This window comes from Rhodococcus sp. BP22, from assembly GCF_014281965.1.
GTDB lineage: Bacteria > Actinomycetota > Actinomycetes > Mycobacteriales > Mycobacteriaceae > Rhodococcoides.
The window spans coordinates 167,146-192,836 of sequence record NZ_JACFTB010000006.1 but is presented as its reverse complement, the minus strand read 5'-3'; the positions used below and the strand labels follow the sequence as shown (position 1 = coordinate 192,836).

Annotated in this window: 23 protein-coding genes and 1 tRNA gene; 14 read left to right on the top strand and 10 right to left on the bottom strand. The window is 62.7% G+C overall.

The window, feature by feature from the left end; translation table 11 throughout:
* Nucleotides 1-71 precede the first annotated feature (71 nt).
* The 3 genes from pth to H2510_RS14725 form a co-directional block, all read right to left on the bottom strand.
* Nucleotides 72-650: an aminoacyl-tRNA hydrolase gene (gene pth, locus H2510_RS14735; RefSeq protein ID WP_186629048.1), complete on the bottom strand. Its 579-nt coding sequence runs from the start codon at nucleotides 648-650 to the stop codon at nucleotides 72-74.
* A gap of 87 nt (nucleotides 651-737) precedes the next feature.
* Entirely contained in the window at nucleotides 738-1,367 is a 630-nt protein-coding gene (locus tag H2510_RS14730) for a 50S ribosomal protein L25/general stress protein Ctc (RefSeq protein ID WP_186629047.1), read from the bottom strand.
* Between the two features lie 183 nt (nucleotides 1,368-1,550).
* Complete coding sequence (locus H2510_RS14725) at nucleotides 1,551-2,720, bottom strand: aminotransferase class V-fold PLP-dependent enzyme (protein WP_186629046.1); 1,170 nt, start codon at nucleotides 2,718-2,720, stop codon at nucleotides 1,551-1,553.
* Nucleotides 2,721-2,899: 179 nt separating this feature from the next.
* Between H2510_RS14725 and egtA the strand changes: the two genes are divergently transcribed.
* The 5 genes from egtA to H2510_RS14700 all read left to right on the top strand — a co-directional run bounded on the left by egtA (nucleotide 2,900) and on the right by H2510_RS14700 (nucleotide 7,916).
* A complete protein-coding gene (gene egtA, locus H2510_RS14720; protein WP_186629045.1) occupies nucleotides 2,900-4,162 on the top strand; it encodes an ergothioneine biosynthesis glutamate--cysteine ligase EgtA in 1,263 nt (420 codons plus the stop codon).
* Nucleotides 4,129-5,463, top strand: coding sequence for an ergothioneine biosynthesis protein EgtB (gene egtB / locus H2510_RS14715; RefSeq protein WP_186629044.1), 1,335 nt, complete (start codon nucleotides 4,129-4,131; stop codon nucleotides 5,461-5,463). Before egtA ends, egtB begins: the two co-directional genes overlap by 34 nt.
* The gene (gene egtC / locus H2510_RS14710) at nucleotides 5,464-6,198 is read left to right on the top strand and encodes an ergothioneine biosynthesis protein EgtC (RefSeq protein ID WP_186629043.1); all 735 of its coding nucleotides are present in this window, start codon (nucleotides 5,464-5,466) and stop codon (nucleotides 6,196-6,198) included.
* Nucleotides 6,199-6,210: 12 nt separating this feature from the next.
* Nucleotides 6,211-7,185, top strand: coding sequence for an L-histidine N(alpha)-methyltransferase (egtD, locus tag H2510_RS14705; protein ID WP_186629042.1), 975 nt, complete (start codon nucleotides 6,211-6,213; stop codon nucleotides 7,183-7,185).
* A gap of 95 nt (nucleotides 7,186-7,280) precedes the next feature.
* Nucleotides 7,281-7,916, top strand: a complete 636-nt coding sequence (locus tag H2510_RS14700) for a heme-binding protein (protein ID WP_186629041.1) — start codon at nucleotides 7,281-7,283, stop codon at nucleotides 7,914-7,916.
* Between the two features lie 99 nt (nucleotides 7,917-8,015).
* Here H2510_RS14700 and H2510_RS14695 read toward each other — a convergent pair whose 3' ends face one another.
* The 4 genes from H2510_RS14695 to H2510_RS14680 all read right to left on the bottom strand — a co-directional run bounded on the left by H2510_RS14695 (nucleotide 8,016) and on the right by H2510_RS14680 (nucleotide 11,388).
* Complete coding sequence (locus H2510_RS14695; RefSeq protein ID WP_186629040.1) at nucleotides 8,016-8,642, bottom strand: hypothetical protein; 627 nt, start codon at nucleotides 8,640-8,642, stop codon at nucleotides 8,016-8,018.
* A gap of 160 nt (nucleotides 8,643-8,802) precedes the next feature.
* A complete protein-coding gene (locus tag H2510_RS14690) occupies nucleotides 8,803-9,786 on the bottom strand; it encodes a ribose-phosphate diphosphokinase (protein ID WP_084347897.1) in 984 nt (327 codons plus the stop codon).
* Nucleotides 9,783-11,267: a bifunctional UDP-N-acetylglucosamine diphosphorylase/glucosamine-1-phosphate N-acetyltransferase GlmU gene (glmU, locus tag H2510_RS14685; RefSeq protein ID WP_186629039.1), complete on the bottom strand. Its 1,485-nt coding sequence runs from the start codon at nucleotides 11,265-11,267 to the stop codon at nucleotides 9,783-9,785. The genes H2510_RS14690 and glmU overlap by 4 nt, the downstream gene beginning before the upstream one ends.
* Before the next feature lie 50 nt (nucleotides 11,268-11,317).
* Nucleotides 11,318-11,388 (bottom strand) — tRNA-Gln (locus tag H2510_RS14680).
* 226 nt (nucleotides 11,389-11,614) lie between these two features.
* On the opposite strand from H2510_RS14680, the gene H2510_RS14675 reads away from it, so the two are divergent.
* The 4 genes from H2510_RS14675 to H2510_RS14660 all read left to right on the top strand — a co-directional run bounded on the left by H2510_RS14675 (nucleotide 11,615) and on the right by H2510_RS14660 (nucleotide 17,744).
* Nucleotides 11,615-12,211: a TetR/AcrR family transcriptional regulator gene (locus H2510_RS14675; protein WP_186629038.1), complete on the top strand. Its 597-nt coding sequence runs from the start codon at nucleotides 11,615-11,617 to the stop codon at nucleotides 12,209-12,211.
* A 188-nt stretch (nucleotides 12,212-12,399) separates the two neighbouring features.
* Nucleotides 12,400-13,038, top strand: a complete 639-nt coding sequence (locus tag H2510_RS14670) for a ScbR family autoregulator-binding transcription factor (protein WP_186629037.1) — start codon at nucleotides 12,400-12,402, stop codon at nucleotides 13,036-13,038.
* 219 nt (nucleotides 13,039-13,257) lie between these two features.
* Nucleotides 13,258-16,830: a transcription-repair coupling factor gene (gene mfd, locus H2510_RS14665; protein ID WP_261392964.1), complete on the top strand. Its 3,573-nt coding sequence runs from the start codon at nucleotides 13,258-13,260 to the stop codon at nucleotides 16,828-16,830.
* Nucleotides 16,830-17,744 (top strand): MazG family protein, encoded by a 915-nt coding sequence (locus H2510_RS14660; RefSeq protein WP_186629035.1) that lies wholly within the window; start codon nucleotides 16,830-16,832, stop codon nucleotides 17,742-17,744. Before mfd ends, H2510_RS14660 begins: the two co-directional genes overlap by 1 nt.
* Before the next feature lie 71 nt (nucleotides 17,745-17,815).
* On the opposite strand, the gene efeB is transcribed toward H2510_RS14660, so the two are convergent.
* Genes efeB through efeU form a run of 3 tightly spaced genes read right to left on the bottom strand, consistent with a single transcriptional unit; the run spans nucleotide 17,816 to nucleotide 21,097 of the window.
* Nucleotides 17,816-19,081: an iron uptake transporter deferrochelatase/peroxidase subunit gene (gene efeB, locus H2510_RS14655; RefSeq protein WP_186629034.1), complete on the bottom strand. Its 1,266-nt coding sequence runs from the start codon at nucleotides 19,079-19,081 to the stop codon at nucleotides 17,816-17,818.
* A complete protein-coding gene (gene efeO, locus H2510_RS14650) occupies nucleotides 19,062-20,201 on the bottom strand; it encodes an iron uptake system protein EfeO (RefSeq protein ID WP_186629033.1) in 1,140 nt (379 codons plus the stop codon). The genes efeB and efeO overlap by 20 nt, the downstream gene beginning before the upstream one ends.
* A gap of 5 nt (nucleotides 20,202-20,206) precedes the next feature.
* Complete coding sequence (gene efeU, locus H2510_RS14645; protein ID WP_186629032.1) at nucleotides 20,207-21,097, bottom strand: iron uptake transporter permease EfeU; 891 nt, start codon at nucleotides 21,095-21,097, stop codon at nucleotides 20,207-20,209.
* Nucleotides 21,098-21,268: 171 nt separating this feature from the next.
* Here efeU and H2510_RS14640 point away from each other — a divergent pair, with 171 nt between their 5' ends.
* The 5 genes from H2510_RS14640 to H2510_RS14620 all read left to right on the top strand — a co-directional run bounded on the left by H2510_RS14640 (nucleotide 21,269) and on the right by H2510_RS14620 (nucleotide 25,610).
* Nucleotides 21,269-22,015: a lytic transglycosylase domain-containing protein gene (locus H2510_RS14640; protein WP_397517366.1), complete on the top strand. Its 747-nt coding sequence runs from the start codon at nucleotides 21,269-21,271 to the stop codon at nucleotides 22,013-22,015.
* Between the two features lie 121 nt (nucleotides 22,016-22,136).
* Entirely contained in the window at nucleotides 22,137-23,423 is a 1,287-nt protein-coding gene (eno, locus tag H2510_RS14635) for a phosphopyruvate hydratase (RefSeq protein ID WP_186629030.1), read from the top strand.
* Nucleotides 23,424-23,452: 29 nt separating this feature from the next.
* Nucleotides 23,453-24,133, top strand: a complete 681-nt coding sequence (locus H2510_RS14630) for a septum formation initiator family protein (RefSeq protein ID WP_186629029.1) — start codon at nucleotides 23,453-23,455, stop codon at nucleotides 24,131-24,133.
* Nucleotides 24,130-24,669, top strand: a complete 540-nt coding sequence (locus H2510_RS14625; protein ID WP_088942048.1) for a DUF501 domain-containing protein — start codon at nucleotides 24,130-24,132, stop codon at nucleotides 24,667-24,669. The genes H2510_RS14630 and H2510_RS14625 overlap by 4 nt, the downstream gene beginning before the upstream one ends.
* Nucleotides 24,666-25,610, top strand: a complete 945-nt coding sequence (locus H2510_RS14620) for a Ppx/GppA phosphatase family protein (RefSeq protein WP_186629028.1) — start codon at nucleotides 24,666-24,668, stop codon at nucleotides 25,608-25,610. The genes H2510_RS14625 and H2510_RS14620 overlap by 4 nt, the downstream gene beginning before the upstream one ends.
* The last annotated feature ends 81 nt before the right edge of the window (nucleotides 25,611-25,691 follow it).

Sequence of the window (25,691 nt, the reverse complement as noted above, 5' to 3'; positions counted from 1 at the left end):
GCGCACACACGTGCTCGGATGCGAACAGGGCGCGAAGGTTGACAAAAACGGTGTTAGCTTCGCGGCAAGCTTCAGCGCGGATGAACCTGGTTCTGCGCAGCTTCGAGCCCGACGCGTAAAAGTAGTTCCGCCGCGTCGGCAGCTTCCTCGCAGATCACGCCGAGATCTTTGCGTTCGGCTGAGGAGAACGGCTTCAGGACGTACGCGGCAGCATCCATTCGACCCGGCGGTCGGCCGACCCCGACGCGCGTGCGCAGATAGTCCTTGGTGCCCAGCTGCTGCGAAATCGAGCGCAGGCCGTTGTGTCCGCCCTCGCCGCCGCCGAGCTTGAGGCGAATCGATCCGAACTCGATGTCCAGTTCGTCGTGCACGATCACGATGTTGCCCGGATCTACGGAAAAGAACCGTGCAAGTGCGGCCACCGGTTGACCCGAAAGGTTCATGAACGTGCGCGGCTTGGCCACCACGACTGGGCGATCGCTCAGTCGCGCCTGAATCACCTCGGAATTGGACTTCTTGTGAGAAGAGAACTTGGCACCGATTCGAGCGGCCAACACGTCGGCGACCATGAAACCTACGTTGTGCCGCGTCGCCTCGTACTGAGGTCCGGGGTTCCCGAGTCCGACGATCAGGGCTGGCTCTACATTCACGGCGACCATGCTTCCATTGCGGTGACAAACAACAACGCGCCGCTCCCCAGTGCAGGGAGCGGCGCGTCGGTAGTAAAAGGGCTGAGATCAGCTCTCGGACTCTTCCGAGCTGTCCTCGGCTGCTTCCGGAGTGGTCTCCTCGGCTGCTTCGCCTTCGAGGTCCTCCTCGGACGGAGCCTCGACGACATTGACGAGCAACATTTCGGCGTCGGACACCAGGGTGACGTTCTCAGGCAGCGTGACGGCGCCTGCGAGGATCTGAGATCCGGCTTCGAGGCCCTCGACCGAAACCGTGATCGACTCGGGGATCGACAGTGCGTCCGCGTCGATTTCGATGACGGTCGAGTCGGTGTAGACCAGGGTGCCTGCGGCGGCGTCGCCCTCGACGAGGACGTTGACCTCTACGGAGACGCGCTCGCCCTTCTTGAGGACGAGGAGGTCGGCGTGCTCGATGCTGCGGCGGATCGGGTGCACGACGATGTACTTGGTGAGCGCGACCTGCTCTGCGCCGTCGATGTCGAGCGTCAGCACGGCGTTGGTGCCGTGGTTACGGAGAACGGAAGCGAATGCACGCGAATCGAGTGCAAGGTGCTGCGGGTCGGTTCCGTGTCCGTACAGAACGGCAGGAACAAGGCCGTCGCGACGTGCGCGGCGGGCTGCACCCTTGCCGAATTCGGTGCGGACGATCGCCTTGAGGTTGTTAGCTTCGTTCGACATGTGGTGAATGCTCCTGGTGTATCGCTTGTGGCGGATAAGACTCGTCGGGGCTGACACGTACGAGCAAGGCCAGGGGCCGAGCCGCGTCGATCACGGTAGATCCTGTGTAGGTTCTACCCTCGCCGAGACAACCCGGAAGACTTTACACCACGGCGCTACCGACACCTCGAGTGCATCCGAAACTCAGCGGGTGCGGAGTGCCTCGACCATCTCGTCCAGCTGCGCGAACGTGACGAAATAGTGCGGTGACGCCCGTACGACGGCGTCGAGTTTCCGATGCGTCATGTCGAGGAGCGTCGAACTGCGCGGACTCACGGTGACCGTGACGCCCTTGGCTGCCAGGAAGTCGCGGACGTCGGTCGGCGCTAGATCGTCGACTGTGAAGGACACGATGCCGCTCCTGCGGTCGCCCAGATCGTGCACCGAAACACCATCGAGACCCCGTAGCGCGGTCCGCAGGTATTCGGCACGCTGGGATATCGCTTCTTCTGCGTTGTCGATGCCGATATCGAGCAGGTAGTCGACAGCGGTACCGAGCGCTAACCGAGCTGCGACGTCGCATTCCCAGAATTCGAATCGAGTGACGTCGGGGGCGAGTCGGTACTCGGACTCACCGATCCACTGGGCGCTGTGTAGGTCGAGGGCCGGCGGCTCCAGTGATGCGGACAGTTCTGGGCACAGGTACAGGAATCCGGTTCCACGGGGCCCGCGCAGCCATTTTCGTCCGGTTGCACTCAGAGCGTCCACTCCGAGCTCGGCGACGTCCACGCGAATCTGACCGACCGATTGGCACGCGTCGAGCAACACGAGTGCGCCGAATCGATGCGCAAGATCGGCCACTGCGCGTGCCGGATTGATCAGACCACCGTTGGTCGGAGCGTGCACGAGCGAGACAATTCGGACCCGTTCGTCGAGCATTGCTTCCAGCGCGAGGAGATCTATCTGCCCTGTCGGATCACTCGGCACGATCTCGACCCGCGCGCCCGTCGCCGCCGCGCGTTGCAGGGCTGCGATCGCGTTGCTCGCATATTCCACTTCGCACATCAGAATTCGATCGCCCGCGGTCAACGGAATCGAATAGAAGAAGTCGCTCCATGCTCGAGTTGCGCTGTCGCTCAACGCAATATCCGACGCCTGAGCGCCGATCAATGTCGCGATCGAAGTCTTGACGGCGGCGAGATCGTGTTTGCGCTCGATGGCAGCGCGGTAGCCCCCGACGACGGCTTCTCGACGCAAGTGCGCAACCGCAGTCTCGACGACGGGAGTCGGAGGCAGCGAGGACCCAGCGCTGTCGAGGAAGATTGCGGTCTCTGCGGCAGGGGTGTCCCGGCGGATTCTCTCGAGATCGATCACCGTAAGTGAGCCTTCCTTTACGACAAGTTGTCGGTGCGCTGTGATGCACTTCTGGTTATTGTCGATGCAGGATTCCACAGCATTCGCGTTTCGTGCAGCACGGCCCTGGGTAGTTCGGTCCCCTGGGTAGTTCGATCCACATTCGTACAGGCGAGTGCGGGTCATGCAAGGAGGCACTTTTGTCGTCCAACGAGAAGTCGCTCGGGCTGAGTTCTCGGCCTGCGGCCGAGGCTTATGTATCGCGGGTCTGCTTCAAACTCGGTCCGCCGCAGCTCATCGGTGCCGAATTGGAATGGTTGACGTTCGCCGAGGACGGAGACAGACCGTCACTCGAACATCTTGCCGACGCGCTGGGGGACTACGCACCGCGCAGCATCGCACCTGATTCACCCGCCCTGACGTTGCCGGGCGGAAGTGCCGTCACTATCGAACCGGGCGGCCAAATCGAACTTTCCAGCTCGCCGCATGCGTCGGTGACCGAACTGCAGCACGCGTTGGATTCCGACTCCCGTGTGGTCACCGCGGTCATGGAAGCGGGCGGCATCTATATGGCATCGGTGCCCGCAGACACCGAGCGTGAGGCGCACAGAGTGCTGGTCCTGCCGCGCTACTGCGCAATGGAGAATCGCTTCACCACCATCGGCCCGTTCGGAAAGCTGATGATGTGCAACACCGCTGCAGCTCAGGTCAGCGTCGACGCTGGGGTCGATCGTGCCGAGGTTGCTGCACGGTGGGAGATGTTGGAGGCCATCGGCCCCGCATTCGTTGCCGCGTTCGCGTCCTCGCCTCGTCTGCGGGGCGCACCGGAAGGCACCTGGGCGTCGCAACGCATGCGCACCTGGCTCGAACTCGACGGTAGTCGCACCGACGTTCCCGCCACCGGTGATCCCATTGCGGACTACGCGAGATGGGCGCTCGATGTCCCATTGCTGTGCATTCGCAATGAAGGGGAAAGCTGGGAGGCGCCGTTCGGATCGACGTTTGCGGATTGGCTTGCAGGAGATGTCGCGGCACTGGCCGGGCGACGGCCGACCACCGCCGACCTCGATTACCACCTGAGCACACTGTTTCCGCACGTTCGAGCCTGCGGACACCTAGAAATTCGGTACCTCGACGCTCAACCCGATGGGCAATGGGTGGTTCCGGCGTCGGCGTTCGAATCGTTGTTGTCGACCCCGGCAGTCACCGAGGCGGCAACCGCGATCGCCCACCGGACTGCAGGCCGATGGATCGATGCCGCACAGTCCGGGTTGGCGGATGCCGATCTGCGTGAGACCGCCGTCGAGCTGCTGCAGTTGTCTGCACGCGCGGGAGGTGATCACGCGGACTCGTTGTCGGCGGCCTCGGAGCGATGTCGCAGGGGTGAGTCACCCGAACCAGGGGACGCAGTGGCCCGTTCGATCAACGCATGCCATTTCACGAGCAGGGAGACGGTGTCGTGACAACCGAGCAGCTTCGTGATCGAGTCGAGGCCGTACTCACCCGTAGTCGTGCACGTAGTGCGCTGCTTACCGAGAGTATCGACGAGAAAGAGCTGACCGCGCAGCACTCCCCACTGATGAGCCCGCTGGTGTGGGACCTCGCGCACATCGGCAATCAGGAGGAGTTGTGGCTCGTCCGCGACGTCGGCGGCCGTGATCCGGTGCGCCAGGACATCGACGAACTGTACGACGCGTTCAAGCACTCGCGTTCGAGCCGCCGATCGCTGCCTCTGCTGTCACCGGATGAGGCTCGCGCCTACGTCGGCACCGTGCGGGAGAAGGTATGGGACATTCTCGCGTCCAGCCCGCTCGATGGGCGCAGGCTCGAGCAAGATGCATTCGCGTTCGGCATGGTTGCGCAGCACGAACAGCAGCACGACGAGACCATGCTTGCGACGCACCAGCTTCGGCTCGGACCGGCGGTCCTCTCGGCGCCCGCGCCTCCCGCCCCGACCGTCGAAGCGGTTGGCGAGGTCGCGATCGAGGGCGGCCCGTTCACGATGGGCACCACCTTCGATCCGTGGGCGCTCGACATCGAACGGCCTGCGCACCCGGTGTTCGTTTCCACATTTGCCCTCGACGTCGCACCGGTCACCAACGGTCAGTATGTGGACTTCATCGAAGACGGTGGTTACGACCGAGAAGATCTGTGGAGTGAGCGCGGTTGGTCGCACCGGATCACCGAGGGACTTCGAGCGCCGTTGTTCTGGGAGCGTGACGAAGGTGGCGTGTGGTGGCGTCGCCGATTCGGTGTCACGGCCCCGATTCGGCCGAGCCAGCCTGTGGTTCACGTCGGCTTCTTCGAGGCCGAGGCATACGCGCGCTGGGCAGGCAAGCGCTTACCGACCGAGGCGGAGTGGGAGAAGGCGGCGCGTTTCGACTCGTCGACCGGCTCGGTCCGCAAGTATCCGTGGGGAGATGCAGAGCCGACGGAAGCTCACGCAAATTTGGGTCAGCGGCACCTGGAACCGGCCGACATCGGGGCTTATCCAGCGGGGGCGACACCGCAGGGTGTGCAGCAACTCATCGGTGACATGTGGGAGTGGACCTCCTCGGATCTGGAGCCCTACCCGGGATTCGAGGCCTTTCCGTATGCCGAATATTCCGAGGTTTTTCTGCGCGGTGACTACAAGGTGTTGCGCGGAGGTTCGTTCGGCACCGACGAGGTCGCGTGCCGGGGCACGTTCCGGAATTGGGACCACCCGATTCGTAGGCAGATCTTCGCCGGCTTTCGGTGCGCACGCGATGTCGAGTCACGCTGAATGTGCCGTCATCTCGGTTACCTCGGCCCGCAGCGCAGCGTCGCCGACGCTGTGACGGCGGGTAGCAATTCCCTGCGTGTTCAATCGTGGGCGCCCAAAGACATGCGGGGCGGAGGCACCATCAATGCCGACGGCTTCGGTGCGGCGTGGTGGGATGCAGGAACCGTGCGCAGCTACCGAAATCCGATGCCGATCTGGTCGGACCCAGCTGTCGCCGAGGTCCTCGTCGCCGCACAGTCGACGGCGATCGTTGCGGCGGTGCGCTCGGCTACCGTCGGAATGCCGGTGGAGCGCAGTGCGTGTGCGCCGTTCACGGACGGCACCTGGGCTTTCAGTCACAACGGTGTCGTCTTCGGTTGGCCGGAGGCGATGACGGACCTCGCCGAGCAAGTCCCTTTGGCGGACCTTCTGCGTCTACCGGCACCGACGGATTCGGCAGCGTTGTGGGTCATCCTGGCGAACCTTCTTCGTGAACACGAACCGGACAAGGCGTTGCGCATCCTGGTGAACCGCGTCGAATCCATATCGCCGAGTTCGCGGCTGAATCTTCTGCTCTCCGACGGGCAGACGCTCTATGCCACGACCGTCTATCACTCGTTGTCCGCGCTACGAGGCGAAGACGCGATCACCCTCGCATCCGAACCGCTGGACGACGATCCGTCGTGGGAACCGATTGCGGACCACCAGTTCGTGGTGGCCAGGCCCGGTTACCTCGATGTCACCGACCTCGATTGAAGGAGCATTTTCGTGTCAGACAGTGCGTTGGATGTCCATATCTCGCCGGAACGGTTATTGGAGGACTTGCGATCGGATGTGAGGCAGGGTCTGACTGCGTCGCCGAAGTGGCTCTCGCCCAAGTGGTTCTACGACGCCACTGGCAGTGAATTGTTCGAGCGGATCACCGAGTTGCCCGAGTATTACCCGACTCGAACCGAGCGGGCACTCATCGAGGCACATGCCCAAGACATCGCCGAGCGCACCGACGCGGCTATCCTCGTCGAACTCGGTTCCGGTTCTTCGGAGAAAACCAGATTGCTGATCGAGGCCGGAATCAAACATGGCTCGCTTGCAAAGTACGTTCCGCAGGATGTCTCGCCGTCGGCGCTGTCCGGTGCAATCGAGCAGATTTCGCGCGAATTTCCTGCGCTCGAAGTCCATGGGATCGTCAGCGACTTCACGGACACCTTGCAGAATCTGCCCGCCGACGGGCGGAGAACTATCGCCTTTCTCGGCGGCACGCTCGGCAATTTGACTCCCGAGGAGCGTGCGGGGTTCCTGTCCGACATGGCCAGTGCACTGATTGCCGACGAATTTCTTGTCCTCGGAGTGGGCCTCGTCATCGACCCGGACGTTCTGATCCCGGCATACGACGACGCAGCCGGTGTGACGGCAGAGTTCAACGTGAACGTGCTGTCGGTACTCAACGATCGGCTAGGGGCGAATTTCGATCGCTCCAAGTTCGAACACGTTGCCGTGTGGGATGCAGACAACGAGTGGATCGAAATGCGCCTCCGTGCGAAAGAAGCTCAGCACATTGTCATCGCGGATCTGGCCCTCGATATCAACTTTGCCAAGGGTGAGGAGTTGCGTACCGAGATTTCGGCCAAATTTCGTCAAGAGGGGATAACGGCAGAACTGGCAGACGCCGGATTCGGCGTCGACCAGTTCTGGACTGACCCGCAGGAGCGATTTGCGTTGATCCTCGCTCGTCGCGGCCGCTGATCCTCGCGCTGCCGGTATCGCTCGTCCCGACCGCCCGCGGCCTGCGCTGGTAGGAATGAGAGCAGGTACCACGCGATAAAAGATCGGACGAGACGATGTCGAACAAAATTGTGTCCACGATCGGCCAGGTGGCCAAGTCAGCTTTGGGCATCGTCGGTGTTCGCGTTGGCACCGAGGAACCTGCCCATACCAGTCGGCGGTTGACCGACATGGTGGAGATCCGTCGCTATGAACCGCGAATTGCCGCGCAGACCACGGTTGACGCGGATGAAGAACAAGCACGCCGGGACGGGTTCCGGCGCCTCGCCGGGTACATCTTCGGTGGCAATACGGGCTCACAGAAGGTCGCCATGACAGCGCCTGTCAGTCAATCGTCCGCTGACTCCCAGCGGATCGCGATGACGGCGCCGGTGTCGAGCACCGCCGACGGCGACACATGGGTAATCCGGTTCTTCATGCCGTCCTCATGGTCGATGGAGACGTTGCCAACGCCCAATGACGACCGCGTGAAGTTGGTCGAGGTTCCGGCGGAGACGGTCGCCGTGCTGCGCTTCAGCGGTAGCCGCGCCCGAGGCAACGTTGCGCCGCAGATGAAAAAATTGTCAGAAGTGTTGCACGCCAACAATATCGAGATGTCGAATGAGCCGATGACCTGGTTCTACGATCCGCCCTGGACGCTGGCATTCCGGCGTCGTAACGAGGTTGTCGTGTCGGTGCCCGAAGGTTCCTGAGCGTCGACTCAGGTGTACCGGCACGCCAGCGCACTCCGTAGCCGATCAGAACCACCCTCCCCTCGGAACACACGTGCTTCGTGTGCGGAGGGGAGGGAGTCAGCTGGTACGGCGACGAGCCTTCTCGAGCGCGCCCAGTGTGCCCATCACGCTCGTGCGCTGACTGTTGAGGTCTTTGAGCCGCGCACGGGCCGGCAATCCGGAGCTACCGTCGAGTGCGGCGATCTTCTCGTCGATGCTCGCCAACTGCTCGAGGAGTTTTTGTCCACGTGACTGAAGTTCGATCAGGTCGACACTGCTCACACCTGCCTGGGATTTCTTGGGAGTTGCTTTCCCCGATGCAGATGCCGACGTCGGTGCTGCGGCGACTGCGGCAGCTGCCCTCGGACGCAATGCTTTGCGCACCGCAGCGGGGTCGGGAAGCTTCTCGAGGCGGATGCGATTGAGAACCTCGCGTGCGTCGCGTGCGGTGACGCGGTACTCGCGCTCTTCCTCGTCTTCGGACGCGAGGGTCCCGCCGAGGGGGCGCAAACCATACATTCCGATGAAGTGCTTGGCCTCGTCGATGATGGCTTCGTGTTCGCGGCATTGGCCGCAGCGTGGCTCGTTTCGATACATTTCGATCGAATCGGTGCTCCCACACCACACGCACGCGCCCGGAGTCCAGCGGGCGATTCGGACGGTAGAAGTTGCGGTCGGGCTGTCCATAGTTTGTGCGTCGATCACGACGAGTCATCTTAGGTTACAACGAAACCCGCCCCGCACACCCCTCCCTGTCGAACTGCGGTTTTCGAACCTGTTAGTGACCAAGTTCATGCAGTGGGGGAGAGATGGCGGAGCGGGTGTAAAGAAACTGAGCCTGCGAACAACCAAATAGTGCTGGGTGCTAAGCGACGCCGTTGAAGAGGCTTGTCACCGAACCGTTTTCGAATACCTCGCGGATGGTGCGAGCAAGCAGCGGCGCGATGGACAGCACGGTGAGCGTGTCGAAGCGCTTGTCTTCGCTTATCGGGAGGGTGTTGGTGACGACAACTTCCTTTGCCCCGCATTCTGCGAGACGTTCGGCGGCAGGGCTGCTGAGGACGCCGTGGGTGGCCGCGATGACGACGTCACCGGCTCCGGCTTCCTTGAGCACCTTCACCGCGCCGGCGATCGTTCCACCGGTGTCGATCATGTCGTCGATCAGGATGCAGGTGCGTCCTTCGACGTCTCCGACGACGCGGTTCGACTTGACCTGGTTGGGCACCAAGGGGTCGCGTGTCTTGTGAATGAACGCCAGCGGTCCACCGCCGAAGCTGTCGGCCCACTTCTCGGCGACGCGAACGCGCCCCGAGTCAGGGGAGACGACGGTGATGTGTTCAAGGCTGTACTTGCTTCGGATGTGCTCGGCCAACTGGCTGTGCGCGTGCATGTGGTCGACGGGGCCGTCGAAGAAGCCTTGGATCTGATCGGTGTGCAGGTCGACCGTGATGATGCGATCGGCGCCGGCGGTCTTGAGAAGGTCAGCGACCAGGCGTGCGGAGATCGGCTCGCGTCCGCGGTGCTTCTTGTCCTGGCGGGCGTACGGGTAGAACGGCAGAATTGCGGTGATGCGTTTGGCTGATCCGCGCTTGAGCGCGTCGATCATGATCAACTGTTCCATCAGCCAGGTGTTGAGCGGGAACGGGTGACTCTGCAGAACGAAGGCGTCGGATCCGCGGACCGATTCCTCGAAGCGAACGAAGATCTCACCATTGGCGAAGTCACGTGCCGTTTGCGGGGTGAGGCCGATTCCCAGCTCCTTCGCCACCTGCTCGGCAAGCTCTGGATGTGCTCGACCCGCGAAGAGCATGAGGTTCTTCTGGTTGTCGATCCAATTGGGGGTGGTCACTGCTGTTCGCCATCCTTTGATTCGTGCGCGTTTGTCGACTTGGCAGCCACAGCCCGAACTGCAGCTTCCGCCGCTGCCGTTCCTGGCCGCTTCTTCTCGACCCAGCCCTCGATGTTGCGCTGGGAACCCGCAGAGACGGCGAGCGCCCCCGGGGGTACATCGTGTCGGAGCACTGTTCCAGCTCCTGTGTAGGCCCCGTCGCCTACTCGGACCGGGGCGACGAACATGTTGTCCGACCCAGTCCGGACGTGCGAACCGACGATGGTGCGGTTCTTGTCGACGCCGTCGTAGTTCACGAACACACTCGACGCGCCGATGTTGGAGTACTCACCGATGGTCGCGTCGCCGACGTAGGTCAGGTGCGGCACCTTCGAGTGGTTTCCAATTGTCGAATTCTTGGTTTCGACGAAGGTTCCCACCTTGGCGCCGTTACCGATGTCGGACCCTGGACGTAAGTATGCGAACGGTCCGACAGTGGCACCGGAGCCGATGGTTGCGAGATCGGCTTGGGTGCGTACCACCGACGCGCGCTCACCGACGACGACGTCGCGGAGTGTGGAGTCGGGTCCGATGACGGAGTCCTCGCCGATGTGAGTGCTTCCCAACAACTGGACGCCGGGTTCGAGGCGAACATCCGCGCCGAGAGTGACATCGACGTCGATCCAGGTAGTGGCGGGATCGACGACGGTGACGCCCGCGCGCATATGTCGCTCGATGATGTGACGATTGAAGATTGCGGTGACGCGGGCGAGCTGAACTCGGTCGTTGACACCCAGAACCAGGTCCGGATCAGCGAGCTGAGTGCCGTAGACCGCCTGGCCACTGTTCTTGCTGATCTTGACCACGTCGGTCAGGTACAGCTCGTGCTGAGCATTCTGGGTGCTCAATTTGCCCAGTGCAGTCCGCAATGCGACGGCATCGAACGCGTAGACCCCGGAATTGACCTCGTCGATTTTTATCTGTGCCGGACTCGCGTCGGCATGCTCGACGATTTCGGCTATCTCACCGTCGTCGGTACGTACGATTCGGCCGTATCCGTTGGCGTCGGCGGGCACGAATGTGAGGACCGTCGCCGCGGCAGGTCTGGGTGCGCTCAGGTGCTCGTCGAGCAACGCTTTGAGGGTGTGGCCGTCGAGCAGGGGCACGTCGGCGGCTGTGACGAGGACGGTGCCCTCGAAGTCGTCCGGCAGTGAACGTAAGCCGCACTGCACTGCGTGGCCGGTACCGAGTTGTTCGTCCTGAACGGAGGTGGAGATGGTGCGTCCGAGCTCGACACTCAACTCGTCGACCGATTCCGTTACTCGCTCACGATCGTGCCCGACAACGGTGACCAGGTAGTCGGGCCCTAGATCGGCAGCGGCATGCAGAGCGTGGGCAAGCATCGTGCGGCCGGCGAGGGGGTGGAGGACTTTGGGAGTCTTGGACCGCATCCGGGTGCCTGCTCCCGCTGCGAGAACGACCACGGCGGTGTGCAACGGCAACTGAGCTCCTTGCGAATTGCTGGTTACTTTCTCGACAGAAATTCTTCTCGCTCCGCCGCCAGGACTCGAACCTGAACTATCTGAACCAAAATCAGAGGTGCTGCCATTACACCACGGCGGATCGTGGACCAGCGGTTTCTCCGGAGACCGAAGACCTTTGTGAATCAGGTCTGCGGCCGCGGTTCTCCCACCGAGCGCAACGAGTCTCGCATGAACGGTAGTTGCCAGTCGAACCGCGCCCAAATTTGACCACTAGGCTTGCCGAACGAGGCTCCTTGCAAGCAAGCGAGCGAAGACTTTCGGTGGGAGGCATTTTGTCCGAACCCGAGCGGGTACCGCGCGTTCGTATGACGGGGACGCAGCGACGTGAGCAGTTGATCGAGATCGGGAGGTCCCTCTTTGCCGAGCGCGGGTACGAGGCGACGTCGGTAGAAGAAATCGCAGTTCGGGCACACGTGTCCAAGCCTGTCGTGTACGAGCACTTCGGCGGGAAAGAGGGCCTGTATGCGGTGATCGTGGATCGAGAGATGTCGACGCTGCTGCAGATGATCACGTCCTCGCTCGAACAGAATCGCTCCCGAGTCCGCGTCGAGCGAGTCGCGCTGGCTCTGCTTACTTATGTGGAGGAGCGCACGGACGGCTTTCGGATCTTGGTTCGGGACTCACCGGTCGCTGCCGTCGCTGATGGCAAGTACTCGTCGTTGTTGAACGATGCCGTCTCTCAGGTAGGCCACATTCTGGCCGGGGACTTCACGCGGCGCGGGTTCGACGCCGGGTTTGCTCCCTTGTATGCGCAAGCGCTGGTCGGAATGGTCTCGATGACGGCGCAGTGGTGGCTCGACGTCCGAGAACCTTCGAAAGAAGTTGTTGCGGCTCACGTTGTCAACTTATGTTGGAACGGATTGACCAATCTGGAAGCTGCGCCGCAATTGGGCGGCAAATGAGCGGTCGATTTTCGCACTACCGCTCGAAAGAGCGGGTAGGGTCAATTTTGCAGCACTGAGAGTTACGTCACAGGTGCTGGATTTATTTGTTCAGACCGTTAGCAAGTTGACCGAGGCGAGAAAACCACTGGATGGTACCGTTCGCAGCATTGCGCAATGGCAGTCCCAGTATTCCTAAGGCGGATCCAATGGTCAGACAGGCCCGCGCTGAGATTACTCGCGATACGGTGTTGTCCGGTGCAGCGAACGTGTTTCTGCGTCTCGGATACGCGAACGCGAGTCTCAGCGAAATTATCTCTCAATCACAGGTCACCAAGGGTGCTCTCTACTTCCACTTCGGGTCGAAGGAAGAACTCGCGCGGGCTGTGATCGACGAGGGCAACGCCAGGCTCACCGCAGCGTGCCTGCAGTTCAACGACGGCCGTATCCCGGCTCTCGAAGCTGCCATCGGCATCTCCTACATCGTCGTGGACATGTCGGTCACCGACCCGATGGTCTCCGCGATGATGCGTCTGAGCCACCAGATCGGTGACTACAGAGGTACACAGGGCAATGTCATGGCCGGCTGGAGCGTCGCGTTCGATGCACTTGCAGCCAAGGCGATCAAGCAGGGCGATATCGATCCGGATGCGGACCCACACACCATCGGATCTCTCGTTCTCGAGATCCTTACCGGCGTGCACATGGTTGCCGTCGCTACCGCGACCACCGATGAGTTGCCCTCGCGCATGGAGCGTCTCTGGTACTACCTGCTTCCCTCGCTCGTCACGGCAGGCAAGCTCGACTACTTCCGCGAATTTGCAGCACGACGGGTCATCCGGCACTAGCTCCGACGGCTCCGTGGGCCTGCCCAGCCGTCGCCGGGTCGGTCTGCTCCCATAGAATTGGTCGCGACCGCCGGTTCGCTTGTTTCGCCATGATCTTGGTGCACTTTCGAACCGGTCTGCCTTCGTGTCGTCTTTCGTTCAGGAGCCCTGCTGTTGTCTTCCGATTCTTCGCTTCACCTGTCGGGCGTCGCGCGCGTCGCGCTGGCAGATTCCGCTTTGATGACCGTGAGCGAGGCCGTCGGGACTGCGGAGTACACGCTCGTCGCCCCCAATTCTTCGCGCCCGTTCGTCGCTGCCGCGATAGCGCAGCAGACGCAGGTGCTCGTCGTCACCGCGACGGGACGTGAAGCGGACGATCTCACCGCTGAACTCGGCCAAATGTTCGGCGCCTCGGTGGCGCAGTTTCCGTCGTGGGAGACCTTGCCGCACGAGCGGCTCTCGCCCAGCGCGGACACCGTCGGCCGCAGACTCGAAGTGTTGCGTCGCCTCGCGCGGCCGGACGACCCGGACTATGGCCCACCTCTCCAGGTGATCGTCACCACGGTGCGGTCACTCGTTCAGCCGATGGCCCCGGGGCTCGGCGAGATCGAGCCGATCGGATTGAAGGTGGGCGTCGAGATCGACTTCGACGGCCTGATCCACCGACTTGTCGAGTTGGCATACACGCGCGTCGACATGGTCGGCAAACGCGGCGAATTCGCCGTCCGTGGCGGCATCCTCGATATCTTCTCCCCGACGGCCGATCATCCGGTACGTGTCGAGTTCTGGGGTGACGAGGTAACCGAACTCCGCGCTTTCTCCGTTGCCGATCAGCGTTCCCTGCCCGACGTCGTCATCGAGTCGGTCATCGCACCTCCGTGTCGTGAACTGATACTCACTCAGGATGTTCGTGATCGTGCGGCGGTGCTCGCCGGTGACAATCAGGCTGATGCGGCACTGGTGGAGATGTTGGACAAGATGTCTGCCGGGGTGCCGGTGGATGGCATGGAAGCGTTGCTTCCGCTGCTTCAACCCGGCGAGCTCGAGCTACTGGCCGATGTACTGCCGAAGGGTGCACACGTCCTGCTGTGCGATCCAGAGCGAATCCGCACGCGTGCAACAGATTTGGTTCGTACCGGTCAGGAGTTCCTCGAAGCGTCATGGACGGCGGCGTCCGTGGGTGGAGCGGCACCGCTCGACACCTCGACCGTGGACACCAGCAGCCTGGGCGGGACGAGTCTCGACCTCGGAGCGTCCGCCTATCGTTCGCTACGCCAGATCCGCGAATCCGCGCAGGCGCTCGGGCGGCCGTGGTGGACCATCAGTCCACTGGCTTCGGGCAGCGAGACCGAGGTCGAGTTGGCTGTCGAGACCGTCCCCGAGGTCCGTGGTTCGGAGGAGTTGCTCACCGGACTCTTTGCCATGCTTCGCGCGCACGTGTCCACCGGCGGCCGCGCTGTCATCGCCGTCGCGGGCGCGGGAACCGCAACGCGCATCATCGAGCGTCTCGGCGAGGCCGAAGTGCCCGCTGTCGCAATCGATTCAGGTTCCGAGCCATTGCCCGACGTGGTGAGCGTTCTGTGTGCCTCTCTCCATGCCGGACTGATCCTGCCCGACGCGAAGCTCGTGATCGTCACCGAAAGCGACCTGACGGGTAACCGCGTTGCCGCCGCCGAGGGCCGAAAGCTACCGGCCAAGAGGCGAAATCAGGTCGATCCGCTGGCATTGAAGGCCGGTGACAGTGTCGTGCACGATCAGCACGGTATCGGCCGGTTCGTCGAAATGGTCGAGCGGACCATCGGTGGAGCTCGCCGCGAATACCTCGTCGTGGAGTATGCACCCAGCAAGAGGGGGCACCCGGGGGATCGATTGTTCGTGCCGATGGATTCTCTGGATCAGCTCTCCCGCTATGTCGGCGGGGAAATGCCGTCGCTGAGCAAGCTCGGTGGTTCGGACTGGTCGAACACGAAACGCAAGGCGCGCAAGGCTGTTCGAGAGATCGCCGGAGAGCTCGTGCAGCTGTATGCCGCTCGTCAGGCGGCGCCGGGCCACGCCTTCGGCCCGGATACTCCATGGCAGCGTGAAATGGAGGACGCCTTCGCGTTCACCGAGACGATGGACCAGATGACGGCCATCACCGACGTCAAGGCCGATATGGAGAAGCCGGTCCCGATGGACCGTGTCATCCTCGGCGACGTCGGCTACGGCAAGACCGAGATCGCCGTTCGTGCCGCCTTCAAAGCCGTTCAAGACGGTAAGCAGGTTGCCATCCTCGTGCCGACCACCCTTCTGGCACAACAACATCTGCAGACCTTCACCGAGCGCATGGCGGCCTTTCCGGTGACGGTCAAAGGGCTCTCGCGCTTCACCCACGGTTCGGACTCGAAGCAGGTCATGGCCGGGCTCGCCGACGGGACGGTCGATATCGTCGTCGGTACTCACAGGTTGCTGCAGACCGGTGTGGCGTGGAAAGATCTTGGGCTGGTCATCGTCGACGAGGAACAGCGATTCGGCGTCGAACACAAAGAGCACATCAAGTCCCTGCGTACGCACGTGGACGTCCTGACCATGTCGGCGACACCGATTCCTCGTACGCTGGAGATGAGCCTGGCCGGCATTCGCGAGATGTCGACGATTCTGACTCCGCCGGAAGAGCGTCACCCGGTACTCACCTATGTGGGCGCCTACAACGACAAGCAGGTCGCTGCGGCGATCAGACGCGAACTGCTCCGTGACGGTCAGGTCTTCTTCGTGCACAACCGAGTCAGCTCGATCGACAAGGCAGCCAAAAAGATTCGTGATCTCGTACCGGAAGCTCGGGTGTCCACGGCGCACGGCCAGATGAACGAGGAGACGCTCGAGCGAACCGTGCAGGGGTTCTGGGAACGCGAGACCGACGTGCTCGTCTGCACCACCATCATCGAAACCGGTCTCGACATCTCGAATGCGAACACCCTGATCGTCGAACGCAGTGACTCGCTGGGGCTTTCGCAGTTGCACCAGCTACGTGGTCGCGTCGGACGTAGTCGCGAACGTGGTTACGCGTACTTCCTGTATCCGCCCGAGAAGCCGCTCACCGAGACGGCGTACGACCGTCTGTCCACCATCTCGCAGAACTCCGATTTGGGTGCCGGTATGGCGGTGGCGATGAAGGACCTCGAAATTCGTGGTGCCGGTAACGTTCTCGGCGCCGAACAGTCCGGCCACGTGGCAGGTGTCGGTTTCGACCTGTACGTCAGATTGGTCGGTGAAGCTGTCGAGGCCTACCGGGCAGCCGCTGACGGGAAGCCCATCACCACCGACGAGGCCCCCAAGGAAGTTCGGATCGACCTGCCCGTCGACGCCAACATTCCGCCGGACTACGTCACCAGTGATCGGCTTCGCCTCGAGGCATATCGAAAGTTGGCCGCTGCTGCGGATTCCGAAGCCATCAACGCCGTCATCGAGGAGTTGGTGGACCGCTACGGCCCGCTGCCCGAGGAAGTCGGCAGGCTCGTCTCCGTCGCGAAGCTGCGGCTCATTGCGAAGGAATACAACCTCACCGACGTCAATGTTGCTGGCACACAAGTCAAGTTGGCGCCGATGGATCTGCCCGATTCCAAGCAGATTCGGCTCAAGCGTCTTTACCCGAACGCGCAGTACCGCGCGAGCACCGGCGTCGTACAGCTGCCGATACCGCGCGTCGAAGGTGGGGGAGTCGGAGCTGCCAGGGTTCGTGACGTTGAATTGGTGCAGTTCATTGCCGACCTGATCCTTTCGCTCGACAGTAAGCCGTCTCGATCGGTTCTGTTGGAGCACACAGTGGGCGTGTGATGACTGTAGTTCTGCTCGACCCGACCCGGCCCAGTCAAGTTCCCGCAGAAGCCGTCGAATTCCTCGCCGGGGTCGTCGAATTCACGGAGGAAGTGCCCGTCGGCATCCGGTGGCTGTTCGCCGGAACTGCACGTACCGACGACTCCGGCGGTGTGCTCGTCAGTACCGACCCACGCAATGATGATGTCCTCGAACGTATCCGGCGCGGTGACCGAGTCATCGCCTCCCCGAAACTACCCGGTGACGATCTCATCGCAGCTGTCGTACTGATGGATCGACTCCGAACGATCGGGGGTTGGGAAGCCCAACAGACGCATGCCTCGCTGAGCGGCTATCTCCTCGAGGAAACCTACGAGTTGCTCGACGCCATTTACAGTGGGAACCTCGTCGATCTGAAGGAAGAACTGGGCGATCTCCTGCTGCAGGTCTTGTTTCATTCGAGGATCGCTCAGGATGCAGAGCACGGAGGCTTCGACGTCGACGATGTCGCTGCCGGTCTGGTTGCGAAGCTGACACACCGCACACCCCACCTGACCGACGGCTCGACGGGACCCATCGACGTTGCGGCTCAGGAACGGGCGTGGGAGGAACGCAAGGCGGCGGAGAAGGCGCGCGGGTCATGTCTCGACGGCATCGCGATGGCTCAGCCCGCACTTGCATTGACGCAGAAGATCATTGCGCGCGCATCCAAAGCGGGTCTGCCGGACGAGCTGGTGCCCGACGACCTGCGAACAGTGCACATCGGCCTCGATCACAGCAGTGGGGGCGAGAGCGCGGAAGATCTGCTCCGCGGTCGGGTGTTGGAGTTCGCCGAGCGCATCCGTTGTGCCGAGGTATCGGCCAAGGATCGAGGGGCTGTCCCCGGGCAGCTCTCCGCGATCGAGTGGATCGAAAACTGGGGTCTGCGGGCGTAACTTTGCCCCACACTCCCAGCTTGAATGGCGCATTCAAGCTATTGGATCGTATGAATGCGCCATTCAAGCGATCACGCAAACAGCGTAGAACCCCAGTACTCCGATTCCCCGAGCCCCGGTGGGCACGCGAACACCGCGGAGCCGACGTGCTGGATGTACTCGTTGAGTAGGTCCGTTCGCGCCAGAGCCAGCTGCAGCGGCACGAACTGGGTCAACGGGTCACGGCAGTACGCGATGAAGAACAGTCCGGCGTCGAGGTGCCCGAAACCGTCCGAGCCGTCGGTGAAGTTGTAACCGCGCCTCAGGATCTGGATGCCACCGAGTTCTTCTTTGGACGCCAGCCGGACGTGTGCGTCGGCGTCGATGAGGGGTCCGTCGGGACCTTTCGAATCGAGATCGAGCGCATCGAATTCGTCGGTCAGGCCCAGTGGCGCGCCGGTTCCCTTGCTACGCCCGATGACTCGCTCTTGCTCTTTGAGCGTCGTGCGGTCCCAGGACTCGATGAGCATACGGATTCTTCGTGCAACGAGGTACGAGCCACCAGCCATCCACTCCTGGTCGTCAGCAGGATGGACCCAGACGTTCTCGTCCAGCATCTGCGGGTCCTCGGCCTTGAGGTTGGCGGTCCCGTCTTTGAACCCGAACAGGTTTCGAGGTGTCGCCTGACTTGTCGACGTCGAAGAGGTGCGTCCGAATCCGAGTTGCGACCACTTGACGGACACCGTGCCGAACCCGACGCGAGCCAAGTTGCGGATGGCGTGGACGGCAACCTGAGGATCGTTGGCGCACGCCTGAATGCACAGGTCGCCGCCAGATCGCGCAGGATCGAGATTGTCCGCGGGGAAATGCTGGAGGTCGGCCAACGACGCGGGCTTCTTGTCCGCTAGACCGAACCGATCGAACAACCCCGGACCGAATCCGATGGTCAATGTCAGCGATGAGGCCGCGAGCCCGAGGGCTTCGCCGGTGTCGGACGGCGGCTTGTACTCGCCTGCCCCGACGGCGCCGTCCTCGAACGTCTCTTCGCCCTTGGTCAGTCGCTCGGCCATATCCGTCCACTTGCGGAGCAGAGCGACGAACTCCTCGCGCGAGTCGGTGGTGATGTCGAAGGCGACGAAGTGCATGCGGTCCTGTGCAGGGGTGACGATGCCTGCCTGATGGTCACCACGGAATTCGACGACGTCGGTCGTCGGGGACTCGGAACCGGTTGCTGTTGCGTGGCCTGCGATGGCCCCGACACCGACCAGCGCGGCCCCGGCCCCGACGGCACCGAAAAGGCGCCGTCGGGAGAAGCCGGAGCCGGCCGACCCTGTGCTCTTACTGTCCTGCGACGACACCCTGCACCTGACTCACTTCAGCTGACAACGCGTCGATCTTGTTCGAGAGTTCTTGGCGTTGTGGTTCGGTCACGGTGTCGTAGAACACGAAGCCGTCGCCGACACGGTACTTGGCGAGTTCGGCGTCGAGTTCGGCGAAGCGAGTGTCGATCGATGTTCCCAGTTCTGGTTCACGCTCGTCGATGATCGGACGCACCGCGGCAACCGCGGCTTGCGCGCCGTCGACGTTGGCTTGGAAGTCCCAGAGGTCGGTGTGCGAGAAGAAGTTCTCTTCGCCGCTGATCTTGGTCTTGGCGACCTCGTCGAGCAGCCCCTGGGCGCCACCGGCGACCTGGATCGGATCGACGGTGAAGTCGTCGGCCTTGACCTTTTCGGCGAGCTCGTCGATGTTGGAGAGAAGCTGATCGGCCATCGCGTTCGTGTCCGGCTGCAACCCCTGTGCCCACAGATCCTTTTCGATGCGGTGGAAGCCGGTCCATTCCGCTCCCGGCTCGACGTCGGGTTCGCGGAGGTCGATGCGGGGGTCGAGCTCGTCGGGGAAGCTCTCGGCGACGGGCTCGATGCGCTCGTAATAGCTACGCGCAATAGGGAATTGAGCCTTGGCGCCCTCGACATCGCCGGCCTTGACAGCTGCCACGAAGCTCGCCGTCGTCTCCTGCAATGCATCGATCTGGCTGAGAACGTAGCGCTTGTAGCCCGATGCGGCTTCCGCGAGCAGGCCGCCCTCGTCGGCTTGACGAACGGCGTCACCGCTGACGACGAAGTCTGTGCGGATGCCGTCGCCCACCATGCCTGCCTTGCATGCAGTTTGGTACGTGCCGGGGTCGGGCAGCGCGACGATGAGCTGGCGTGTCAGGCCGGGGCCGATGTTCTCGACCTCACCCATGACTCGATCGCCTTCGCCGTAGACGTAGAACTCGGTGACCTTGCTGCCGTTGTTCGTGATCTGGAAGGTGGAGTTTCCGGTGGCACCTTCGGTGGCACCGATTTCGCATCCGTTGTCGGTCGCGGTGACCGTGATGTCCCCGGCACTCGTCTCGGAGGACGACTTTTCGGTACAACCGGCCAGAGCCAGCGGAAGAACCGCAACCGCTGCCAGAGCGTAGGTGGTACGACGCATTTTCTTCAGTGCCTTTCGGAAGCGTGGAGAACAGGCTCTGGTGTCGCGGGGACGCGAACCGGCCGGAGGAAGAGAAACAGGACGATGACGAGATATGCCAACCAGCCGATGGCTTGCAGGACCGTCGGCTCGGGCCGGAAGTTGAAGATGCCTGCGAGCACGGTGCCGTACCAGCTCGAGGCGTCGTAGTGCGCGGTGATGTCGAACGCGACCGAAGATCCGCCGGGGATCAATCCGCCGATCTGCAGGGCGCGTATGCCGTAGGCGAGAATCCCCGCGGCGACGACGATGAGGAAGATGCCGGTGTATTTGAAGAACACCGCGAAGTTGATGCGAATCGCACCGAAGTAGAGGAACACCGTCAGGATGGCCGCGACGACGATGCCCACGAGAAGTCCGAGCAACGGCCACAGGCTGCCGTTGGCGTTCTCTGCGTATCCGACCATGAGCAGCGCGGTTTCGATTCCTTCGCGCCCGACCGCGAAGAAGGCCAGAGTCAGAACAGCAATCGGACCGACGGTCAGCGCACGTTCCATTCCACCCTTCAGTTCGCCGGAGATGTCCTTGGCCGCTGTGCGCATCCACAGGACCATGGCGGTGACAATGGCGACGGCGACGAGGGAAGCGAGCCCGGCGATGATCTCGGCGGTGAGACCGGTGACAGTCGACGTGCCGTAGTGAATGACGAAGAACACGACCGCGACCATGGTGACGGCAGCGCCGACTCCGAGCCATACCCATTTGAGTGCATCGCGGCGATCGGCTTTGACGAGGAAGGCCACGAGGATCATCACGACGATGCCGGTTTCGAGCCCTTCACGGAGTCCGATCAGTCCGCTGCCGAACATCTGGGTTGCGATCGACGGCGCAGTTCCGGCGGCGGCGAGTACGGACACGGGTGACCTTCCCTGGAATTGTATAAGTTTGGTACGCCTGCCCTTCCGTAGGGTAGGCGACCCTCATCTACTAACTATTACAGCAACATACACCCCGATAGCCAGAGCAAAAACACCAACAAACGAGCCCCTACAAAGAGCTTTAGGTTTCTATTACCTTTGATGTGCAGGATGGGTGGTGTGAACCATCGACCCCGCCGAGCCGCGGTTTTGCTCTCCACAGCCGTGGCAGTGGCGATCATGGCCAGCGCATGCGGTTCCTCCGAACCTCCGCGAGTCATTCCCGAGGGCATACCTCCCGGCCCGGGGTCTCCGGTTCCGGACATCGACTTCAACGCGCCCGGACGCACGGCGGATCTGTTGCTCGCGTGGGCTACCCCGCAGTCGGATGCGCTGAATATCTCCGGACCGGCGCTCGCGGCATACGCGCATGCGGCCGCGGTCATGTCCGCCACGGCGCCCGACTGCGGGATCGCCTGGACCACCCTCGCCGGCATCGGATTCATCGAGAGCCGCCACGGGACTTACCAAGGCTCTGCCGTCGCGCAGGATGGCACAGTTGCACCGACCATTCGCGGAATCCCGCTCGACGGCGCTCCCGGCATCGCCGAGATCCCGGATACCGACCGAGGTGTCCTCGACGGCGACGACATCCACGACCGCGCCATGGGACCGATGCAGTTCATTCCGGAGACATGGAAGAAGTGGGGCGTCGACGCCAACGGCGACGGTGTCCCGAATCCGGACAACCTAGACGACGCGTCCCTGACCGCCGCCCGCTACCTGTGCGCGCGAGGTGGCGACTTGCGCAGCGCGGAAGGGTGGGAGCGGGCCTTGATGGCATACAACCAGTCGGGCGTCTATCTCCGTGATGTCCGCGATGCTGCCGCGGCCTATTCGGTAGGAGCCGGCGCCTAGCTATGTGTCGTATGCGGGTGAGTGAGCGAAGCGGCTAGTCTGACACACGGCACAGTCCGCAACTCGGTCGTGGCGTCGTAAACAGCGGCGTTGTCGGTCCCCGTTTATAGGAGAAGCATTCGTGGCCATCATTGAGCAGGTCGGAGCTCGCGAGATCCTCGACTCCCGTGGCAACCCCACGGTCGAGGTCGAGGTCGCATTGGACGACGGAACACTTTGCCGTGCGGCAGTTCCCTCCGGTGCATCCACCGGCGAGCACGAGGCCGTCGAGCTTCGTGACGGCGGGGAGCGTTACGGCGGCAAGGGCGTAGAGAAGGCAGTCAACGCTGTTCTCGACGAGATCGCACCGGCCGTTATCGGCCTCGACGCCATCGAGCAGCGCACCATTGATCAGGCCCTGCTGGATCTCGACGGCACCCCGGACAAATCCCGGCTCGGCGCGAACTCGCTGCTGGGTGTCTCACTCGCTGTCGCGAAGGCTGCTGCAGAGTCGGCGGGCCTCGAACTGTTCCGCTACCTCGGCGGACCGAACGCGTACATTCTGCCCGTCCCGATGATGAACATCATCAATGGCGGCGCGCATGCGGACAGTGGCGTCGACGTCCAAGAGTTCATGATCGCTCCGATCGGTGCACCGACGTTCAAGGAATCCCTGCGTTGGGGCGCCGAGGTCTACCACGCGCTCAAGTCTGTTCTCAAGGCCAAGGGCCTGTCCACCGGGCTCGGCGACGAGGGCGGATTCGCCCCCGACCTCGCCGGCACCAAAGAAGCCCTCGACCTCATTCTCGAAGCGATCAACAAGACCGGCCTCGTGCCGGGACGCGATATCGGCTTGGCTCTCGACGTTGCGGCCACCGAGTTCTACACCGCGGGCACCGGCTACGCCTTCGAGCGTGACACCAAGACCGCCGAGCAGCTGTCGGCGTTCTACGGCGAACTCGTCGACTCGTACCCGCTTGTGTCCATCGAGGATCCGCTGGACGAGAACGACTGGGACGGTTGGGTTGCACTCACCGAGTCCATCGGCGACAAGGTTCAGCTCGTCGGCGACGATCTCTTCGTCACCAACCCCGAGCGGCTGGAAGACGGCATCGTTCGCGGCGCCGCCAACGCACTGTTGGTCAAGGTCAACCAGATCGGAACCCTCACCGAGACCCTCGACGCAGTCGAGCTGGCCCATCGCAACGGTTACAAGACCATGATGAGTCATCGCAGCGGCGAAACCGAGGACACCACCATCGCTGACCTGGCAGTTGCCGTCGGAAGTGGTCAGATCAAGACAGGCGCCCCCGCTCGAAGCGAGCGAGTCGCCAAGTACAACCAGTTGCTGAGAATCGAAGAAGCTCTCGGCGACGCGGCGCGTTACGCAGGCGAGCTGGCCTTCCCCCGGTTCAATTACGAGGGATAGTTTTCTTACGCAAGCGTTGAAGGTGGGTCATGGCGGCAGGACGAGGTAGACCGGGGACAAGTCCAGGTGGGCGTGATCCTCGGCCTCGCGGCCGTTCGGCGTCGCCTCGCAACCGGCAGACGGACGCTGCGCGCGGTGACGCGCGCAGCGCCGGTCAGCTGCCGCCGGAGCCGTCCGATCAGGCACGCGATGCCGTCGTGGCGGGTCGGGCCGCACCACGACGCGTCGGCGTCCAGGCGTCGACGCGTCCGGAGCGGAGTTTTTTCGGGCTGTCCACCGGTCGCGCTGTGATCTTGGCGGTCGTGGTGTGTGCGTTGGCGTTGACGCTCGCGATGCCGCTGCGGACGTACTTTTCGCAGCGGACCGAGCTCGCTTCGGTCCTCGCGGAGCGTAAAGGGCTCGAAGAGGACGTCAAGAATCTCGAACGTGAGAAGTCGCAGCTGAACGAACCAGCACGCATCGACGCCGAGGCACGCAGTCGGCTGCGGTGGGTGATGCCGGGGGAGACGCCCTATCAGGTGCAGCTTCCCGGTGATATGGCAAAGTCCGATGCAGAAGCAAAATCGATCGAACAATCCGAGGGCCCGTGGTATCGGGATCTTTGGGAATCAGCAGTGCAGCCGCAGCAGAGCGACGAACCGGAGCAGCAACCACTGCCCGCACTCGTTCCTGCGCCTGCACCGGTACTAGAAGGAGGACCTGTCGGGTGACCGGTGCAGGAAAATCGGCAGTCTCGCCGGAGGATCTCGAGGCGGTTGCGACCCAGCTGGGGCGTGAGCCTCGCGGGGTCCTCGAGATCGCCTACCGATCCCCGGACGGCAGGCCCGGTGTGGTGAAAACTGCACCCAAACTCCCCGACGGCACACCCTTCCCGACCCTGTATTACCTGACCGATCCGCGGCTCACCGCAGAGGCGAGCAGGCAAGAATCTGCAGGTGTCATGCGTGAGATGACCGAAAGGCTGGGGACCGATACGGAGTTGGCAGCCGGATATCGGCGAGCCCACGAGTCCTACTTGGCCGAACGCAACGAGATCGAATCGTTGGGAACAGACTTCACCGGCGGAGGCATGCCGGACCGAGTGAAATGCCTGCACGTTCTCATCGCGCATTCGCTCGCCAAGGGCCCAGGTCTCAATCCACTCGGCGACGAGGCAGTTGCCCTCGCCGCCGAAAACCATATGCGCGGCAAAGCCATTCCAGCGGACTGGCCGACCATCGCAGAACTTCGCGGGGAGACACAATGACCAGAGTTGCCGCCATCGATTGCGGAACCAACTCGATCCGGCTGCTCGTCGCCGACGTCAAGGACGGTGTCCTCACCGACGTCGCCCGTGAAATGCGCATCGTGAGGCTCGGCCAAGGCGTCGACGCAACGGGAGCGTTTGCGCCCGAAGCCATCGAGCGAACCCGAGATGCCTTGCAGGAGTACGCCGGAATTATCCGTGAGAGCGGTGTGTCGGCGCTACGCATGGTGGCCACCTCTGCCACACGCGACGCGTCGAACCGCGAGGACTTCTTCGCGATGACGCGCGAAATCCTCGATCCGATCGTCGCAGGCTCGGTCGCCGAGGTCATCACCGGCGACGAGGAGGCCAGACTGTCCTTTGCCGGAGCCGTCGGTGAACTCAACGCTGCCGGTGCACCTTTCCTGGTCGTCGACCTCGGAGGTGGATCCACCGAGCTGGTGCTCGGAGACAACAAAGGTGTCAAGGCTGCGTTCTCGGCGAACATCGGCTGTGTCCGGCTGACCGAGCGGTTCCTGCACAGCGATCCGCCCACCGCAGACGAGATCGCCAGTGCCCGTGAATATGTGCGCGCAAAGCTGGAAGAAGCCTTCGAGGAAGTGTCGATCGGAAACGCGACGAGCTGGGTCGGCGTCGCGGGCACGATGACCACCATTGCCGCCATCGCCTCCGGACTCACGGAGTACGACGCCGAGAAGGTGCACCTCACCCGTGTGCCGTTCGCGGACCTTTTCGAGGTGTGCGACCGGCTGGTGAACATGACGCGTGCCGAACGAAGCGAGTTGGGCCCCATGCACCCAGGACGGGTCGATGTCATCGGTGGCGGTTCCATCGTCTGCAGCGTCTTGGCCGAGGAATTCGAGCGACGCGGAGCTGTCAGCACACTGATCGTCAGTGAACACGACATTCTCGACGGGATTGCCCTGTCGGTGAAGGTCTAGGCAGGTAGAACTCCCCGATGGTGCGGATACTTCCGTGTTGCTGTTCGTTCGAATGACCCTGCAGTAGTGCATCTTTCATCT